Here is a 15,863-nt window from a genome sequence, read left to right as displayed (position 1 = left end):
TCAGCCCGTTCTGGGCCTCGCCGGTAAAATTCCCGATTCCCTTTAAGATTTGGTTAGCCAGCCATCGGTTAGGACAGATCTCAGACAACGGGAGTGCCGAGATGGCCGAAGACACCGAAGAGACTGAGGAAAAAAAGGCCGGGATGGGCCTGAAGGGCTGGTTGATCGTTGTGATTCTTGCGGCGGTCCTGGGCGGCGGCGGCTTTTATGCGACGTACTCTGGACTTGTGGCCGACCAATTTGCCGCCAAACCGGCACCGCACCCTGTAGCAGAGCAAGACGGTCCCAAGTTTGTGGAGTTGGAACCGATGCTTGTGACGGTCGGTGGTCCGGGGTCGATCAAGCAGTTGAAATTCCGGGCTTTCTTAGAGGTGCCCCATGATGGATCGGACCATGTGGTGACGCTCCAGCCAAGGATCCTAGATATTTTTTCGACCTATCTCAGGGCTTTAGGTCCGGACACATTGGAAGACCCCGCTGCTCTCATTCGAATACGCGCCCAGCTTTTGCGTCGCCTGCATCTTTTGACGGGCCCGGACGCTGTCTCTGACCTGCTCATCATCGATTTCGTAGTGACATGACATATCTCGCGCTCCTTTCAGACGGCCTTCTGGTTATCGCAACACTCGGTATGGCGACCTATTGTTGGGTCTTGTCGAAGCGGCTGGCGGCACCGCCTTCGCCCGCGCCCCAAGCGGCTGAGATCGATCATCTGACACAGGCGGTCGACGCGCTGCGCGCAGACGTGGAAGCGCTGCGAAACAGCCCCGCTACCGAGGAAACTTTGGCGCCCGACCCGACGGCGGACCAACTCGCCGCGCAAATCGACCGTGCAGATGACAGGATCGGTCGGATTGAGATCCTTTTGGCAGGGCTGGAAGAGATCGAAACAGACCTCGTGATGCGGGCAGATGCTGCCGACGCGGCAGATGCCGCAGAGGATACGATCACCATCCCACAGTTCCGCCCAACCCGGAGCCATCCCATGGTTGCGACCCCTTCCGGAGACATGACGAGATGAACTTTCTGCTCACACAAGGAAAGCGCCTGGTTTTCGGTGCAGTGTTCACGCTTCTTCTGGTTTCCGCACTCGCCCGCGTCATTTCCGCGAGCCTGTCTGCGCAACCGGCGGAGCCACCGGTCGAGAACCTCCAAGAGACGGCCGCCCTGCTGTGCCCCCCGTCGGAAGAAGTCGCAAACCTGCTCCGGCAAATCGCGGCCCGTGATGCGGAGCTTGACGCGCGGGAGGCGCGTGTCGCCCTACGGGAGCAAGACACCCGTATCGCAACCCAAGAGATCCGCCGATCTCTCGAAGACTTGACCCAAGCAGAAGAACGGTTGGCCGCGCGCATGTACCAATCGAATGAGGCTTCGGAAACCGATGTGGCGCGCTTGACCGAGGTCTATGAGGGAATGAAACCGAAGGACGCCGCGGTCTTGTTCGAGACAATGGAGTCGAACTTTGCTGCGGGTTTCTTGGCGCGGATGCGACCGGATGCGGCGGCGGCGATCTTCTCGAACCTATCGCCGGAAAAGGCCTACGCCCTTAGTGTTGTTATGGCCGGACGCAACGCAAACGCCGCTACCGGAGGTTGATATGCTTGGGATTGCTGGAATTATCTGCGTCTTTGTCATGGTCTTTGGCGGCTACCTGCTGGCAGGTGGCAAGATGGGCATCATCTTGAAATCGCTCCCTTATGAAATGACCATGATCGGCGGCGCCGCCGTTGGCGCGTTCCTGCTGAGCAATGGCGCGGCTGAGGTAAAACATACGCTCAAGGACGTGGGCAAAGTGTTCAAGGGACCGAAGTGGAAACCGGATGACTACCGGGATCTCCTCTGCCTCCTGTTCGAGTTGATCCGGCTTGGGCGGCAGAACCCCGTGGCCCTTGAAGAACACATCGAAGATCCGGACTCCTCGGACATTTTTAGCAATTACCCAAAGCTTCTGACGGATCGCGAAGCCATTGCCATGATCAGCGATACGCTTCGCGCGATGTCGATGAATTACGATGACCCCCACCAAGTCGAGGAAGTTCTCAGCAAACGCATAGAAGAAAATCAGCACCATGCGGGGCATTCGAGCCACGCACTTCAATCGGTGGCCGACGCACTTCCTGCCTTGGGAATTGTCGCGGCGGTGCTCGGCGTCATCAAAACTATGGGGTCAATCGACCAACCACCAGAAGTCCTTGGGAAACTGATTGGCGGCGCCCTCGTCGGGACGTTCCTGGGCGTGTTTCTGGCCTACGGCATCGTCGGACCATTTGCCGTTCGCCTCAAATCTATCAGTGAACAGGACGGACATTTCTACGCGCTCATCCAAGAGGTTCTGGTCGCGAACCTGCACAATCACGCGACGAACATCTGTATCGAGGTGGGCCGCCAAAACACTCCGACCCACATGCGTCCCACATATGCGGAGCTCGAAGAAGCACTGAAGGCCCGCAAAGCAGCATGATGAGACGGATCGGAACAATACTCATCGGTGTGACGGTTGCCCTGAGCCATCCAGCGTGGGCTCAGGCGACGCGCGTCGTTACATCCGGTGAACACGCCTCGTTCTCGCGCCTCGTCTTTCCATCGCCCACCGATCTTTCCTGGACGGTCACATCTGACACCGACACGGTCTTGATCGACTTTGGTGAACCACGTGTCGCGTTCAACACAAGCGGGGTGTTCGATCGGATCCCGAGGCAAAGACTACGCGATATCCGTGGGGGCGACGGGGAATTGGAGCTTTCGCTTGCGTGTGACTGCGACGTTCGCGTGTTTCAAATCCCATCGGGCCATATTGTCATCGACGTCAACGACCCAACCGTTGCGCCGACGGCCGCTCTTGACGCACCGGATGATCAGCCTTCGCTCACGCCTGCAGCCGAACCGACCGTCCTGCCGCTGAAACTATCACCAGTGGCCACCCTATCACGTGGCCTATCTGTCACATCTTCCTCTGTAGCGTCCGCCGAAACGCAGCAAGAAAACCCCGCCACTAGCGGCGCGACCTCCCCACCCGTCCAAATCAGGATCCAGGACCAGACACGACCGTCACTTCTCCCGTTTACGGCATCGACTTCCGAGCAAGACCGTCTTTCGATTGCAGCTTGCGCGATTGAAGCGCGCGCAGCAGAGGTGCTGAACAGCGACCCGAGTAACGCCCTGGCGGACTTGCCGGTAAATCGCGTGAACGTTGTGGATAGCGCTGGCAACCGTTCTCCCGAAGGTCTCCAGACCTTGGTCGATACGTATCTGTCTCTCGGCTGGGGTACCGAAGCCCTACATATTTTGGACCAACTCGAAGCCGACCAAGATATCCCTCGACGGATCGTGGCGACTGCGCTGGATGCCTCTCCCAACTTTGGCGACGATCAGGTACTCGGCGATCCCGCCTGTGGCCCCGCCACAACCAGCCTGCTACTGATTTCCGGACCCGGAGATATCGATTGGGACGCCGTAGACGCAGAGGCACTCGTTCATTTCATAGATCGGCTACCGCCCATCCGCAGACGAGATCTAGAACCCCGCTTGCGCGACGGTCTCGTCCGCCTTGGTAAGGAGGAGACACTGGCGCGCCTCACCTCAAGGCCCGCCCGTCAGCAAACGGAAGGCGCGGTCTCGGCGGAGATCACTGCTGCCGGGACCGATGAACAGGCGATCCGGGCAACACTCGATCTCTTGCGGAACAGCCCGGCTCCACTATCGGATGCGCAACGCACGATTCTTGGCAATGCGCTGGCGCTGCGGCGATCCATTCCAGATGGCCCCCTGAAGGACGAGTTTGACGATGCCTTGGCCCAAGGTCTCCTGCTGTCCGGCCACACAGACGAAGCTATTGACGTCATTGATAAATCACCTGATCGCGCGGCGGAAATGCTCGCCATGGTTCTGGACGAAAGACCGCCGGAGGACGCGTTGGAAATCGCCGTCCGGCTGCGTCCAAGCCTTCCCAGTAATGCGGCCGTCATTGACGACGTTGCCCGTTTGATGCGCACCTTTGGTCTGACGGAAGCTGCGGCCGAGTACGAAGCCATCCGGCCCGGTGAAGGCCTACCGGCGCGTCCAGTGCTGGCCCGGGATCCAGCGACCGCCGAAGGGGACCCTTTAACGTCCATAGACCAGGCTTGGTTAGAACGGGACTTCACGCGGGTTGCCGAAGAAGAAGTAACCGAAAGCCAAACACCGCGCAGCTTGCTAGCCCAATATGTTGTGGAACGCAACGACACCACTCTGCCGTCGGACGACTTCACGCGCGCCGAATACCTTTTGGACAGCAGCCGAAGCGTATCGTCGGTGATTTCCGCCTTGCTGAACGAGGGCCAGAGTATTCGGGAGCAGTAACGGCGCATTAACCCAAACAGCGTAGCCCTACAGAGACAGCCTACACGTTCGTTTGAGGGTTTCGATGAGATCGTTGTTTCAGCCAACCGTTCTGATGACCTTGGCACTTATGTCGATCATTCTCATGATGATCCTGCCAATGCCATCCTGGGTTCTGGACATTGGCCTATCAGCGTCCTTCGCCATCGCGATCCTTATCTTTACGACAACACTGTTCATTGAACGCCCGCTGGATTTTTCGGCTTTCCCAACGATCCTTCTGGCCTCGCTTATGCTTCGGCTGTCACTCAACGTGTCGTCGACAAAGCTTATCATCGGCGAAGGACATACGGGGACCGACGCGGCAGGTCATGTCATCGAAGGCTTTGCGAACTTCGTGATGGGAGGCAGCGTCGCGCTTGGGCTTGTGGTGTTCGGCGTTCTGTTGATCGTAAACTTTGTGGTCATCACAAAGGGGGCCACCCGCATGGCCGAGGTGGGTGCGCGCTTCGCTCTTGATGGAATGCCCGGCAAACAATTGGCCATCGACAGCGATGTCGCGGCGGGCGCCATCGACCACGCAGAGGCCAAGCGCCGCCGCGAGTTAGATCTGTCCGAAACGACTTTCTTCGGATCGCTAGATGGGGCGTCTAAATTCGTGAAGGGTGACGCCATAGCCGGGTTGCTGATCACGATCCTGAATCTGGTCGTTGGGCTCAGTGCGGGGATGATCGCGCACGGCATGCCACTGTCGCAGGCAATCGAAACCTACGCGATCTTGACCGTTGGCGATGGGTTGGTGTCGCAGATCCCAGCGGTCATCATCTCAATCGCATCGGGCCTGTTGTTGGCCAAAGGAGGCAACAGCGGCGCGATTGATACGGCAATTTTTGCTCAGATTGGACGGCATCCAGCGGCTTTGGCGACCGTGGCCTTGATCATGGCAGTCTTTGCTTTCGTGCCCGGATTGCCCTTCATCCCATTCATACTCGGCGCATTGGTCCTTGGGGCGACGGCGGTCTGGCGCATGCGACCCGAAGTGCCAGAGCCGATGGTCGAGGATGAGGCCGACCAAGCCCCACCTGAGCGAGAAATTGGCGACATCTTAGACCTCGATGATATCCGCGTGGAATTCGCGCTGGACCTTGTGGATCTTGCGCTGGATCCAAGCAACGGCCTTGAACGGCGGATCGGCGGGCTGCGCAATCATATTGCCGAAAGCTACGGGATCATCCTTCCGGAAATCAGAATGACTGATGATGCGGGGCTCCCTTCCGGCACATACGTCATTCGCATACAGGGCGTTGAAATGGCGCGCGACCGCTTGGAAAAGAACCACCTCCTCGTACTTACCGGCGCCGGGTCCCAGGCGGTGTTGCCAGGCCGTGACGTGAAGGAACCGGTCTATGGCGCACCGGCCCGCTGGGTGCCCGCGGATGAGGCCGACGCAATGCTCGGCCATACCTCGGTCACGCCAACCGAGGTCTTGGCGACGCATCTTCTGGAAATCATCAAATCAAACTTTCCGCGCCTGCTGGGCCTCAAGGGTCTCCAACGTCTTCTGGACGCTTTCGCCAAGGTTTCATCCCCGGAGAAATCCGTCGCAAATCGCCGCCTCCTGGATGAACTCATCCCGTCAAAGGTCCCACAGGAACTCCTGCTGGCTGTCCTGCGTCACCTTTTGGCCGAGCGGGTATCCGTCCGAAACCTCCCCGTCATTTTGGAAGCAGTTTCCGAGCGCCGCGACCAAGGTCTGTCCCCAGAGGATGTCGCGGAGCATGTGCGCCAACGGCTGTCCGAGCAGATCACCGCTGGGCTCAAGCGCGACGATGGAACGATCCCGCTTTTACAGTTGGAGCCGCGTTGGGAAGAGATGTTCGCGCGCCACCAAATGGACGGGCAGGGCGGGGGCCGCGATATCGCCCTGCCCCCTGATCTCTTCCAAAAGCTGGGCGAAAATCTGGTCGCCGGCATCGGACGTGCGGCGGAGCAAGGAACCCATGCGGCCGTCGTCACGTCGGCACGAAGACGACGGTTTGTACGGACTGTCTTATCCTCTCGGGGCCTGCCGAATCCGGTCATCTCATACGAAGAAATCGGCAGCGCAGCCGTCCCCGCGATCGTCGGGTCCGTCGCAGCATGATTGATGCGCTGTTGGCGCTGACGGAGGGGGCGGGGCCACTCGTCATCTCATTTTTAACGGTCTTTCTGCGGGTCGGTGGCATCATGCTTCTGCTGCCCGGCCTGGGGGATCGGTTAATCCCGACACGCGTGCGGCTGGTTGCAGGGTTCAGCCTTGCGGTGGCCATAACGCCGACCGTCACAACACCAACCACCATTCCGTTTCAAATGATCCTGACAGAGGGGCTGATCGGCCTCGCATTTGGCGCCGTACTCCGTTTCTTGGCCCAAGCGCTTTTGATGGCAGGTATGATGGCGGCGCAGCTCACGTCCCTGTCTCAGCTCTTCGGCACGACTGAACCATCCTCCGCCATCGGAAATGTGCTCAACCTCGCGGGTCTCTGCCTGTTGATGGCGACGGGCCTGCCCCTGTACGTCATCGACCTGCTGGTGCGCAGCTATGATATCTTGCCCATTGGCGCGATTATGCCAGGCTCAGATGTGGCAAGCTGGGGTGTTGGTCGCCTGTCCCACGCGTTTGCCCTCGCCTTCGCGTTGGCGGCGCCCTTTGCGTTGGTGGCAATCCTCTACAACATGGCGCTCGGCGTCATAAACCGCGCGATGCCGCAGCTTATGGTCGCTCTGGTTGGTGCGCCGGCGATCACAGGTCTGACCGGCGTCATCCTGATGCTTGCTGCGCCGGTCATCCTGTCGACCTGGCACACGGCGATGGTCGCGCTGCTGGTCGACCCAATTTCCGGAGGCGTGCCGTGAGCCAGGAGGAAAGCGGGGCCGAAAAGACCCATGAGGCCACACCCCAAAAACTGAGCGAGGCTCGGAAAAAGGGTGAGATCGTCAAATCCCAGGACGTGGCAGTTGCCGCATCCTACATCGGCGCGTTTCTCTGCCTCGCGATTGCAGCAGGACCAGCGACGGACCTCTTGATCAATGCGGGCGGCGCTTTGTTGCAGGATGCCGATGGCATGGCGGAGGCCTTGCGCGATCGCGGTAGCGGCTACGGCGGTGTTGTCCTCTGGGCGACCCTCGGCAGCACTGGACTCCTGGTGGGGCCAATGGCGGGGCTCGTTCTCGTCGTGCTCTTTGCGCAGCAGGCGATCGTGGTCGCACCGTCCAAACTCCGCCCACGGCTCTCCAAGATTTCGATCCTCTCGAACGCAAAGAACAAGTTCGGCGCCAACGGATTGTTCGAATTCGCGAAATCGGCGGCAAAGATGGCGACCTACTCTGCGCTGTTGGCTTACGTCATCACGTCCAACTTGGACGACATCGTGGTTTCCGCGGCGCTCGAACCGCGCAAGGTGGTCACCTTGATTCCGGATATGCTGGGTCAGTTTCTTTTGGCGGTCATCATCGCTTCGGCAACAATCGCGACCGCCGATTACCTTTGGCAGCGGCACAGCCACTTGGCCAAGCACCGCATGACCCGGCAGGAGGTTCTCGATGAAACAAAGCAATCCGAAGGCGATCCCCACCTAAAGGCGCGCCGTCGGCAGCGGGGCCAAGAGCTTGCCACCAACAAGATGTTGCAGGACGTGCCTGATGCGGCCGTCATTGTCGTCAACCCGACGCACTATGCCGTGGCTTTGAAGTGGTCTCCGATGGATCCGACCCCGCCGGTCTGCGTGGCAAAAGGCGTCGATGAAATTGCGGCCAAGATCCGCGAAGTGGCGACCGACAACGACGTGCCGATCTTTAGCGATCCGCCCACGGCACGGGCGCTGCACGCAAGCGTGGATCTGGGCGACATCATCGACCGGGAGCACTTTGCCGCCGTTGCCGCTGCAATCCGCTTCGCGCAAGAAATGCAGCAAAAGGCTAAAGCAAAATGACCAAAGCAGACCTTCGCGCCTTGCATAAGCTCGCCGAGCTGCGGGCTCTGCGGTCGGCCGCCGACCTGGCCAAGCGCCAGACTGTGGTCTCAGCGCTCGAAGCGCAGGCCGCCCCGCTGCGACAGACCGCCAGTTGCGAAACCGCTGACATCTCTCAGTTGATGGTGCAGGAAAAACATGACCTGTGGAGAGCCGATCAACTGTCGCGCCTCACACTCCAGCTGGCCCAGGCGCAGGCCGCAGCGCAACCCTATCGCGAAGCCCATGCCCGCGATACGGCCCGGGCCAAGGTCATTGAACGACTAATGGCGACCCAGAACAGGCGACGGCGAGCATAGGTATGACGCTTCGTGGAGGAGAGGCGCGCGTTGGCTTACGCCTGCCTCTCACAATCCATCGAGCGTAAATCAGCCATTCTGGCGGACCATTGACATGATGAGGACCCGCGCATCGTCGTCCTCTAACCTCTGGGACACCACATCATCGAGCCGCTGTCGAAGACGGGTCATCGCCGGGGAGGCGGTGAAGTCTCCGTCAAATCCACCCAGTGAGGCATGGAGGTAGAGAACCTCGTTCATGCCATCGCGCAGCAGAGGTTCCTGGAGCAGAATGGTTTCCCGTGCCACCGCGTGGGATTCCACCCCAAGGGACAGAACCAGGTGGGACCAGACGCGTCCATCTCGCAACACGGGAACGACAAATGGGTCGCGGAAAGCCACGACTTCGGGTGAGGAGAGATCCGTCTCCTCGACTTCAGGCACGACCGGTTCTTCAGGCTCGGGCGGAGGCGGGCGCAAAACATGGCCTGCTCCTGCCCCACCAAGCAGAGCGATCAAGACAACGGCTGCGGCGATGATCTTTCCCATGGTCAGAACGGCAAGATGATGTCGGCGACCTGCTGGCCAATCCGAGGTTGTTGCACGTCCGTGATCTGACCACGCCCGCCATAGGAGATGCGCGCCGCGGCGATCTTGTCGTAGGTGATCTCGTTCTGGCGGGACACATCTTCGGGACGGACATACCCCGTCACAAGCATTTCACGCAGTTCGAAATTCACGCGCACCTCCTGTCTGCCTTCGATCTGTAAAACTCCGCTGGGCAACACATTCGTCACCGTGGCCGCGATCCTTAAAGTGAGTTTCTCGCGACGCCGCACCCCGCCGGAACCGGAGGACGATCCGGAGCTGTCGAGGGACACGGCCTCACCCAAGGACGCCCCCTCGGGCAAGCGGCGGTCGATACTCTGCGGCAGGCCGAAAAACTCCGGGATGGCCAGGCTTTCGGAGCCGTTGCGAGACCGGTTTGTAGAGTTGTTAATCTCGGCGTTCTCGTCGATCTCAATAACGACGGTCATGATATCGCCCCGGTCCCGCGCCCGCCGATCACCCAGCAAGGACCGCCGCCCTCCGGTCCAAAGCGAGGCGGAATGGGCCGGCACCTCATCGACCTTGGTTTCCTCAAAGACCGGCTGGGCGATGGCATAGGCCTCTGCCCCGGTCTGGACGGGCGTGAACTCGGGCGCTTGCCCCACCTGCTCTAGTCGAGCACACCCGACGACCGCCAAGGTACAAAGGGCCAGAGAAACAGTCTTGTGTAGGGTCATTTCCCCTCCTGGGTTCACTGGACGATGACGGCGCCAGAGGCCGTGGCGATGCCGGTCACTGTGGATCGGGACGACAGGTTCATGACGCGCACGGGCTCTCCGTCGCCGGCCCGCTGCAACGCGCGACCTTCGAGCGTTATGACCAAACCGCCGCGGCGAAAGATCAGCGGCACCACAGCATTGCGTTGGATGACCGTTGGCATCCCGACTTCCCTCTGGCGCACCGGGCGACCGGGATAGAGGTTCACGCGCGCCTCCAGCCCGATCAAATCGCGCGGGTCGTCAAATCCGTCGGGGATGGTGATTTCCGCGAAGGACAAGGCATCCGCCCCCAAGGCGTCTCCGGCACGGACGGGATGCAGGACCATAACCGATTGCGCCCCGGCGGGCACGGCGACGGACATCAACAGGCAGGCGAGAAGAGTGCGCATCACATCACCGGATCTGTGTCGTGGCGGACATCATCTGATCGGCGGCGGTGATGACTTTGGCGTTCATCTCATAGCCGCGCTGCGCCTCGATTAGATCGGTGATCTCTCGCACGGCATCGACGGTGCTGTCTTCCAGATAGCCTTGACGGAAAAGCCCCAGCCCATCCTCACCGGCAAAGCCAACCAAGGGCGCGCCAGAGGCGTTTGTTTCCGCGTAGAGGTTCGAGCCCATCGCTTCGAGCCCCTTCTCATTCGAGAAGCCCACGAGGGTTAACTGACCCAACTGCTCCGGCTCCGTCCGGTCGCGGAAGTAAGCATAGACCTCGCCGTCTGGGCTGATGCTGATGGAGCGCGCATCGTCTGGGATTGTAAGGTCCGGCACGACCGGATGTCCGTCGGAGGTTACGAGCAGGCCATCGCCCGTCCGCTTCAAGGCTCCGTCGCGGGTGTAGGCCGCGGCGCCCGATGGCATGGTCACCTCCAAATAACCCTTGCCCTCAATGGCGATATCGAGGTCCCCATTGGTCTGCGCCAATGTGCCTTGCGCTACGTCCATCGACACGGCGGACGGACGCACGCCCAGGCCCAGTTGCACGCCGGTCGGGATAATCGCCCCCGTGGCCGCCGCGATGGAACCCGCGCGGGTCATCTGTTGATAGTGCAGATCGGCGAATTCGGCCCGCCGCGCGTTGTAAGCGGTGGTGTTCATATTCGCGAGGTTGTTCGAAATCACCTCGACCCGCATTTGTTGGGCGGACATCCCAGTGGCCGCGATACTCAGGGCGCGCATGGCGAACCTCCTGTTATTGTTCCATCAATCGAAAGATCGAGCGGAGACGCTCGTCCTCTCGCTCCATAAAGCTTTGGCCGAGCTCATAGGCGTTCTGCACCGTCACCATGCGCGCAATCTCCAGCACTGGGTTGACGTTGGACGCCTCAAGAAAGCCCTGCATGACGCGCGGCGTCTCGACCGGCTGGGTCCCACCGGGCGCCGCAAACAGCGTGCCAACCAACCGGGTCAAACGGTCCGGCGCGTTGGGGACAACCACACCGATCTGAGCCAGGGGCTCCCCATCCGCCGAGAGCGTCCCGTCCTGCCCGATGTGGATGGCATCTGAACCAGGCGGCACGACCACGGGCGCCCCGCCTGCATCCAAAACCGGGTCCCCCTCTACCGTCTGTACGCCACCATCTGCCCCCAAGACGAAGGCACCGGCACGGGTCAGATATTGCTCTCCGTTGCGGTCCACGAGAAAGAAGCCGTCCCCCTCGATCGCCAGATCGAGCACACCGCCCGTGGGTTCCATCGCACCTTGGGTCAGGTTCATGGTTTGCGCGTTTGCGTGGGCCAGCGACACCGACGGATTTCCGCGCCCCGTATCCACGACATGTTCGGAGAAGAGCACGCTTTCGCTGCGATACCCGGTGGTATTCGCGTTGGCGATGTTCTGGGCGATCGTGTTCATTTCACGCAGCAGGCCAGATTGACGGCCAAGCGCCGGGTAAATCCCATCGGTCATGTCAGAAGCCCTCGATAATGGGGATGAGCGTGTCTGTGAAATACCGTCCCAGCGTGAGGCTCATGAAACCCATGGACGCCCAGAAAACGGCGAGCATGGCGGCCATTTTGGGCACGAAGGTCAACGTCATCTCCTGGACGGAGGTCAGCGCCTGCAACAAGCCGATGGTCACACCAACCACCAAGGCAACCGCAAGGATGGGCGCAGATGCCAGGACGGCGACCCAAAGTCCCTGGCGCAGCACGTCATAGAAAAGCGCGTCCTGCATGGCCTTAGACCGGCATCCGCAGGATTTCCTGATAGGCTTCGACGGCCCTGTCCCGCACGGTTACAACCGTTTCGACCGCGAACTGTGTCTCGGCAATTGCGGTGACCAGGGCATGTGGATCGGCGCCGGTTGTAATGGCTGCGGTTGCTTGGGTCTCGGCGTTGGTAAGCGCTTGGGCAAATCCGGTAACGGCGTCCATAGCTGCGCGCCCCATGCCATTGGGCACAGCGCCGCCCGCCCCGGCCCCCGTAGCGAGGGCCGAAATCGTGTTCATCTCCATCGGATGTCTCCTATCGCTTGATAATGTCCATCACCGCCGAGGACATGCGGCGGACCTGTTCAAACATCTTAAGGTTTGCTTCGTAGCTGCGCTGCGCCTCCCGGGCGTCGGCGAGTTCGGTGACCAAATCCACGTTCGACCCGAAGTAATACCCCTCATCATCGGCCATCGGATGCGACGGCTCGTGGATACGGTGGAGCTCCGCCCGATCAAGGCGCACGGCCCCCGTTTCGACAGCGCCGGAGCGGCGCCCATCCACAACCTCGGCGCGGAAATCTATTGTCTTGCGGCGGTACCCGGGCGTGTCAGCGTTTGCGATGTTTTCTGAGATATGGCCAATGCGCTGGCTTTGCCCGCGCATCCCCGAACTCAGAATTGCCATTGTCTGCGAAAATCCAGCCATTCTAGCCTCTCCTTATCGCCCAAGGCTCGCCCGCAGGACGTCGAGCGAGGATTGATAGACGGTCAGCGCGCGGTTGTGCGCGCGGGAGGCGTCAATGCCGCGCAAGATCTGATCCTGAAGCGAGACGGTGTTTCCATTGGGGTCTGCGGCGACGCCCACCTCTTCGAAAATGCGCGCGGTTCGCGGGGTTCCGGCCATGTGGCCCGGGTGAGACCGGCGCAGCGCCGCCCCGTCTTCGACCACCAAAAAGGGCGCCACATCACGGGCGCGGTAGCCAGGCGTATCCGCGTTGGCCACATTGGTTGCGATCACTTGTTGGCGGGCGGCTGCGTGTTTCGCAGCCTGCGCCGCCAGGCTGAACAGGGCAGGCATCTCGGTCACAGGCGGATTCTCCGTCATTCCTGAAACGAAGCTTTAAGAGTGATTCCTTTAGAAACCGTTTCAAACGGATGAGGATTGCCATGGCCGTCGACGTGCTAGACCCCTTCGCGACAATTCGGGACATGCTGCGCGGCATTGACCGAATGTCACCCCTCGGACGGATCACGCGGTTAGAGGCCGGTGGCATTTGGGTCGAGGGGTTATCGGACCACGCGCGCCTCGGGGATGAGGTCGCCTATCGCGATCTAGACGGGTTTCAGCAGCGGGCCGAGGTGGTCAAGATCAACCGCGACGGGCTCTGGGCGACGCCGTTCAGCGCTGTCGACGGCCTCCAGATCGGCCTCGCGGTGGAGCCGTTGGGCGCCCCGCGCCTTGCCCCCGGTCAAAGCTGGATTGGGCGGGTCATCGATCCTCTCGGGCGACCCCTGGACGGACGACCCATCGGCGGCGGGATTGCAAGACCTCTCCGCGCGGCGCCCCCGGCACCCGGACACCGACGGGGGATGGGCGCGCGACTGACGACCGGGTTCACGGTGTTGGACACCATGCTCCCGATTGCGGCGGGCCAACGGGTCGGCCTCTTCGCAGGATCTGGTGTGGGCAAATCGACCCTTCTGGGATCCTTGGCCAAGAACATGCAGGCCGATGTCTGCGTGCTCGCGCTTGTGGGCGAACGCGGGCGTGAAGTGTCGGAGTTCTGTAACACCGTCCTAGGCCCCGAAGGCATGGCCCGCACCGTGGTCGTCGCGGCCACCTCGGACCAACCGGCAACCATGCGCAGACGCTGCCCCTTAGCGGCCATCACCGTCGCGGAGCACTTCCGAGATCAGGGGCGCAAAGTCCTGTTTCTCTGTGACAGCATCACCCGCCTCGCCGAGGCCCATCGCGAGGTCGCAACCGCCGCCGGGGAGACGTGCGATCAAACGGGCCAACAGCCCAGCCTCACCCCCTTGCTGGCCGCACTCGCCGAACGGGCTGGGCCCGGTGCGGACACACAGGGCGACATCACGGCGGTACTGTCGGTCCTCGTGGCAGGCTCCGACATGGACGGCCCCGTCGCCGATACCCTAAGGGGGCAATTGGACGGCCATATTGTCTTGTCCCGCGACATCGCCGAAAGCGGCCGCTTTCCGGCAGTCGATGTGCTTCGATCCGTATCCCGCAGCTTGCCAGGCGTCGCGACATCCGCTGAAAACGCACTAATCGGCGATGTCCGGCATGTGCTGTCTGTCCACGAAAAATCTGACCTGATGGTGAGTTCGGGCCTCTATGAACGGGGTTCTAGCCCTGACATCGACCGCGCCGTTGCCTTCGCACCACGGCTGCACAGCGCCTTCTGCAAATCCGACGAGCGGTCCACAATGGAAAGTTTCAAAGCCGTCGCGTCCGCTGTTGGACAAGTCTTTGGAGCGCCTCGGTAACGGCCTCGGCGCCGCGGCTTTGAAAGGAAGCGCCGGCTCGTCCCCTTGGTCATTCGACTTATCGCACGTCGGAAGATGATAACGATCCGCTTAGATGGACCAGGCATGCCCAGCTTTCGCTCACGAGACCAGACGCGTCTGCAATCCGACAGCCTTTGCAAGCGGGAAAAGTCCTACTGTGCCGCCCGACGCGGAAGTACGACTACCAATCAGTCGACATGCGTGCTGCATCCAGACGTGCCAATGAACCGAGGTAGCTTTCAGCGTAGCATCAGACAGGCCCCGACACCCATCGGACGCAAGTGGTGGAGGATCCTTTTCAATTGGACAGCACTTCGCCGAGGTGCGGGGTCTCGCCGTCAGAATATCCTGATCGCAAAGAACGTACTTTGCCCCTCCAAAGGCCTACTTCTCTTGCCCGGTACGAGAGATCTATCGCAGCGGAGTGGATTTCCCGCGCAGATCGTCAATGAAGATCATCGGGACTAACGGGCCAGGCTGAACCCGAGGAAGAAATCGACACGTGAATTGGTGAGGTCCGAACCGCCCTATCGGTTCTTACATGAAGCCGACCATCAGACTACCTTTCCGAGGCCACAAACCCAAGTGATGGGCTGATTGGCATATGGTTAGCTGTCGAGAGTGACGAAAAGTAACATGCGCTATCTGCTCGGTTAACGGAGACGCAGATCTCGCGCCTGGACCCTCACGGCGCGAAATCATACGGCAAGCCACAGGCTGATGATCAACCTGTGCTTGGTGGGCGCTACCCCGATACGATAGCGATCTTACGGATCGCTTTCCCCGGCGTCCCATCCTCAATCGGAATTGAGCGCCCAAGCACACTGCGCCTGCGGAAGTTGGCCCACACAAGACGCTGCTCAGCCGCTGAAAACGATCGAACGAGGTGGATCTCTTCGCACAAATGCTGACCGATCTATTGCATAGTACCTCAATGATACGACCGTCGCGGCAAACGTTAACTATCCCTAGCCCAACGAACAGCATCCAACCTGGAATTAGAAAGTAGCGGTTAGGCCGCCTAGGCGACTGGGCGAAGGGTAACCGCAATCACCCAACGCTTTCCCTTCCCAATCTCCATCCTCAACGACCAGAATGATGGCAGACAAAAACTCCCACAATGCTCACAGTTGAAGGAGGCAATACGGGCTTATCGTGCGCGATGACTGAGCCGTGAGATGAAGCATGCTCTAGAGATGGCACGTAAACTGAAAACGGCAAATCGACTGCCTCGAGGCGTGGACACC

The 15,863-nt window shown here is 60.5% G+C and carries 19 protein-coding genes; 10 read left to right on the top strand and 9 right to left on the bottom strand.

Going from position 1 to position 15,863, the window contains the following annotated elements:
• Positions 1–101 precede the first annotated feature (101 nt).
• The 9 genes from K5R33_RS10415 to K5R33_RS10375 all read left to right on the top strand — a co-directional run bounded on the left by K5R33_RS10415 (position 102) and on the right by K5R33_RS10375 (position 8,626).
• Positions 102–581, top strand: a complete 480-nt coding sequence (locus K5R33_RS10415) for a flagellar basal body-associated FliL family protein (RefSeq protein WP_220748960.1) — start codon at positions 102–104, stop codon at positions 579–581.
• Positions 578–1,021: a hypothetical protein gene (locus K5R33_RS10410; RefSeq protein WP_220748959.1), complete on the top strand. Its 444-nt coding sequence runs from the start codon at positions 578–580 to the stop codon at positions 1,019–1,021. Before K5R33_RS10415 ends, K5R33_RS10410 begins: the two co-directional genes overlap by 4 nt.
• On the top strand, positions 1,018–1,596 hold the full coding sequence (locus tag K5R33_RS10405) for a MotE family protein (RefSeq protein ID WP_220748958.1): 579 nt from the start codon (positions 1,018–1,020) through the stop codon (positions 1,594–1,596). Before K5R33_RS10410 ends, K5R33_RS10405 begins: the two co-directional genes overlap by 4 nt.
• Before the next feature lies 1 nt (position 1,597).
• Positions 1,598–2,461 carry a flagellar motor stator protein MotA gene (gene motA, locus K5R33_RS10400; protein WP_220748957.1) on the top strand — a complete coding sequence of 288 codons (864 nt, stop codon included), beginning with the start codon at positions 1,598–1,600 and terminating at the stop codon, positions 2,459–2,461.
• Between the two features lie 671 nt (positions 2,462–3,132).
• Positions 3,133–4,338 (top strand): hypothetical protein, encoded by a 1,206-nt coding sequence (locus K5R33_RS10395; RefSeq protein WP_220748956.1) that lies wholly within the window; start codon positions 3,133–3,135, stop codon positions 4,336–4,338.
• 64 nt (positions 4,339–4,402) lie between these two features.
• Positions 4,403–6,460: a flagellar biosynthesis protein FlhA gene (locus tag K5R33_RS10390; protein WP_220748955.1), complete on the top strand. Its 2,058-nt coding sequence runs from the start codon at positions 4,403–4,405 to the stop codon at positions 6,458–6,460.
• Positions 6,457–7,212, top strand: coding sequence for a flagellar biosynthetic protein FliR (locus K5R33_RS10385; protein WP_220748954.1), 756 nt, complete (start codon positions 6,457–6,459; stop codon positions 7,210–7,212). The genes K5R33_RS10390 and K5R33_RS10385 overlap by 4 nt, the downstream gene beginning before the upstream one ends.
• The gene (gene flhB, locus K5R33_RS10380; RefSeq protein WP_220748953.1) at positions 7,209–8,288 is read left to right on the top strand and encodes a flagellar type III secretion system protein FlhB; all 1,080 of its coding nucleotides are present in this window, start codon (positions 7,209–7,211) and stop codon (positions 8,286–8,288) included. Before K5R33_RS10385 ends, flhB begins: the two co-directional genes overlap by 4 nt.
• A complete protein-coding gene (locus tag K5R33_RS10375; RefSeq protein WP_220748952.1) occupies positions 8,285–8,626 on the top strand; it encodes a hypothetical protein in 342 nt (113 codons plus the stop codon). Before flhB ends, K5R33_RS10375 begins: the two co-directional genes overlap by 4 nt.
• Before the next feature lie 69 nt (positions 8,627–8,695).
• On the opposite strand, the gene K5R33_RS10370 is transcribed toward K5R33_RS10375, so the two are convergent.
• From K5R33_RS10370 to K5R33_RS10330, 9 genes are read right to left on the bottom strand one after another with little or no spacing between them, the layout of a single operon-like run.
• A complete protein-coding gene (locus K5R33_RS10370) occupies positions 8,696–9,154 on the bottom strand; it encodes a flagellar basal body-associated protein FliL (protein ID WP_220748951.1) in 459 nt (152 codons plus the stop codon).
• 2 nt (positions 9,155–9,156) lie between these two features.
• Entirely contained in the window at positions 9,157–9,891 is a 735-nt protein-coding gene (gene flgH, locus K5R33_RS10365) for a flagellar basal body L-ring protein FlgH (RefSeq protein ID WP_220748950.1), read from the bottom strand.
• A gap of 14 nt (positions 9,892–9,905) precedes the next feature.
• Complete coding sequence (gene flgA, locus K5R33_RS10360) at positions 9,906–10,322, bottom strand: flagellar basal body P-ring formation chaperone FlgA (RefSeq protein WP_220748949.1); 417 nt, start codon at positions 10,320–10,322, stop codon at positions 9,906–9,908.
• A 4-nt stretch (positions 10,323–10,326) separates the two neighbouring features.
• Entirely contained in the window at positions 10,327–11,112 is a 786-nt protein-coding gene (gene flgG, locus K5R33_RS10355) for a flagellar basal-body rod protein FlgG (protein WP_220748948.1), read from the bottom strand.
• 13 nt (positions 11,113–11,125) lie between these two features.
• Positions 11,126–11,842 (bottom strand): flagellar hook-basal body complex protein, encoded by a 717-nt coding sequence (locus K5R33_RS10350; protein ID WP_220748947.1) that lies wholly within the window; start codon positions 11,840–11,842, stop codon positions 11,126–11,128.
• Position 11,843: 1 nt separating this feature from the next.
• Entirely contained in the window at positions 11,844–12,110 is a 267-nt protein-coding gene (locus tag K5R33_RS10345; protein WP_220748946.1) for a flagellar biosynthetic protein FliQ, read from the bottom strand.
• Between the two features lie 4 nt (positions 12,111–12,114).
• Complete coding sequence (gene fliE, locus K5R33_RS10340) at positions 12,115–12,390, bottom strand: flagellar hook-basal body complex protein FliE (protein ID WP_220748945.1); 276 nt, start codon at positions 12,388–12,390, stop codon at positions 12,115–12,117.
• Positions 12,391–12,400: 10 nt separating this feature from the next.
• Positions 12,401–12,793, bottom strand: a complete 393-nt coding sequence (gene flgC / locus K5R33_RS10335; RefSeq protein WP_220748944.1) for a flagellar basal body rod protein FlgC — start codon at positions 12,791–12,793, stop codon at positions 12,401–12,403.
• Positions 12,794–12,805: 12 nt separating this feature from the next.
• Positions 12,806–13,165 carry a FlgB family protein gene (locus K5R33_RS10330; RefSeq protein ID WP_255576322.1) on the bottom strand — a complete coding sequence of 120 codons (360 nt, stop codon included), beginning with the start codon at positions 13,163–13,165 and terminating at the stop codon, positions 12,806–12,808.
• A gap of 89 nt (positions 13,166–13,254) precedes the next feature.
• On the opposite strand from K5R33_RS10330, the gene K5R33_RS10325 reads away from it, so the two are divergent.
• Entirely contained in the window at positions 13,255–14,595 is a 1,341-nt protein-coding gene (locus K5R33_RS10325) for a FliI/YscN family ATPase (RefSeq protein ID WP_220748942.1), read from the top strand.
• The last annotated feature ends 1,268 nt before the right edge of the window (positions 14,596–15,863 follow it).

This window comes from Jannaschia pagri, assembly GCF_019655435.1.
Taxonomy (GTDB): Bacteria; Pseudomonadota; Alphaproteobacteria; order Rhodobacterales; family Rhodobacteraceae; genus Jannaschia; species Jannaschia pagri.
The sequence above is the reverse complement of the archived record's forward strand: the minus strand, read 5'-3'. Positions and strand labels throughout refer to the sequence as shown.

What these genes read in the sequence shown, in the direction of transcription:
- K5R33_RS10415 (WP_220748960.1), top strand. Translation starts at nt 102, where the DNA reads ATGGCCGAAGACACCGAAGAGACTGAGGAAAAAAAGGCCGGGATGGGC.
- K5R33_RS10410 (WP_220748959.1), top strand. Translation starts at nt 578, where the DNA reads ATGACATATCTCGCGCTCCTTTCAGACGGCCTTCTGGTTATCGCAACA.
- K5R33_RS10405 (WP_220748958.1), top strand. Translation starts at nt 1,018, where the DNA reads ATGAACTTTCTGCTCACACAAGGAAAGCGCCTGGTTTTCGGTGCAGTG.
- motA (WP_220748957.1), top strand. Translation starts at nt 1,598, where the DNA reads ATGCTTGGGATTGCTGGAATTATCTGCGTCTTTGTCATGGTCTTTGGC.
- K5R33_RS10390 (WP_220748955.1), top strand. Translation starts at nt 4,403, where the DNA reads ATGAGATCGTTGTTTCAGCCAACCGTTCTGATGACCTTGGCACTTATG.
- K5R33_RS10385 (WP_220748954.1), top strand. Translation starts at nt 6,457, where the DNA reads ATGATTGATGCGCTGTTGGCGCTGACGGAGGGGGCGGGGCCACTCGTC.
- K5R33_RS10375 (WP_220748952.1), top strand. Translation starts at nt 8,285, where the DNA reads ATGACCAAAGCAGACCTTCGCGCCTTGCATAAGCTCGCCGAGCTGCGG.
- K5R33_RS10370 (WP_220748951.1), bottom strand. Translation starts at nt 9,154, where the DNA reads ATGGGAAAGATCATCGCCGCAGCCGTTGTCTTGATCGCTCTGCTTGGT.
- flgH (WP_220748950.1), bottom strand. Translation starts at nt 9,891, where the DNA reads ATGACCCTACACAAGACTGTTTCTCTGGCCCTTTGTACCTTGGCGGTC.
- flgA (WP_220748949.1), bottom strand. Translation starts at nt 10,322, where the DNA reads ATGCGCACTCTTCTCGCCTGCCTGTTGATGTCCGTCGCCGTGCCCGCC.
- flgG (WP_220748948.1), bottom strand. Translation starts at nt 11,112, where the DNA reads ATGCGCGCCCTGAGTATCGCGGCCACTGGGATGTCCGCCCAACAAATG.
- K5R33_RS10350 (WP_220748947.1), bottom strand. Translation starts at nt 11,842, where the DNA reads ATGACCGATGGGATTTACCCGGCGCTTGGCCGTCAATCTGGCCTGCTG.
- K5R33_RS10345 (WP_220748946.1), bottom strand. Translation starts at nt 12,110, where the DNA reads ATGCAGGACGCGCTTTTCTATGACGTGCTGCGCCAGGGACTTTGGGTC.
- fliE (WP_220748945.1), bottom strand. Translation starts at nt 12,390, where the DNA reads ATGGAGATGAACACGATTTCGGCCCTCGCTACGGGGGCCGGGGCGGGC.
- flgC (WP_220748944.1), bottom strand. Translation starts at nt 12,793, where the DNA reads ATGGCTGGATTTTCGCAGACAATGGCAATTCTGAGTTCGGGGATGCGC.
- K5R33_RS10330 (WP_255576322.1), bottom strand. Translation starts at nt 13,165, where the DNA reads ATGCCTGCCCTGTTCAGCCTGGCGGCGCAGGCTGCGAAACACGCAGCC.
- K5R33_RS10325 (WP_220748942.1), top strand. Translation starts at nt 13,255, where the DNA reads ATGGCCGTCGACGTGCTAGACCCCTTCGCGACAATTCGGGACATGCTG.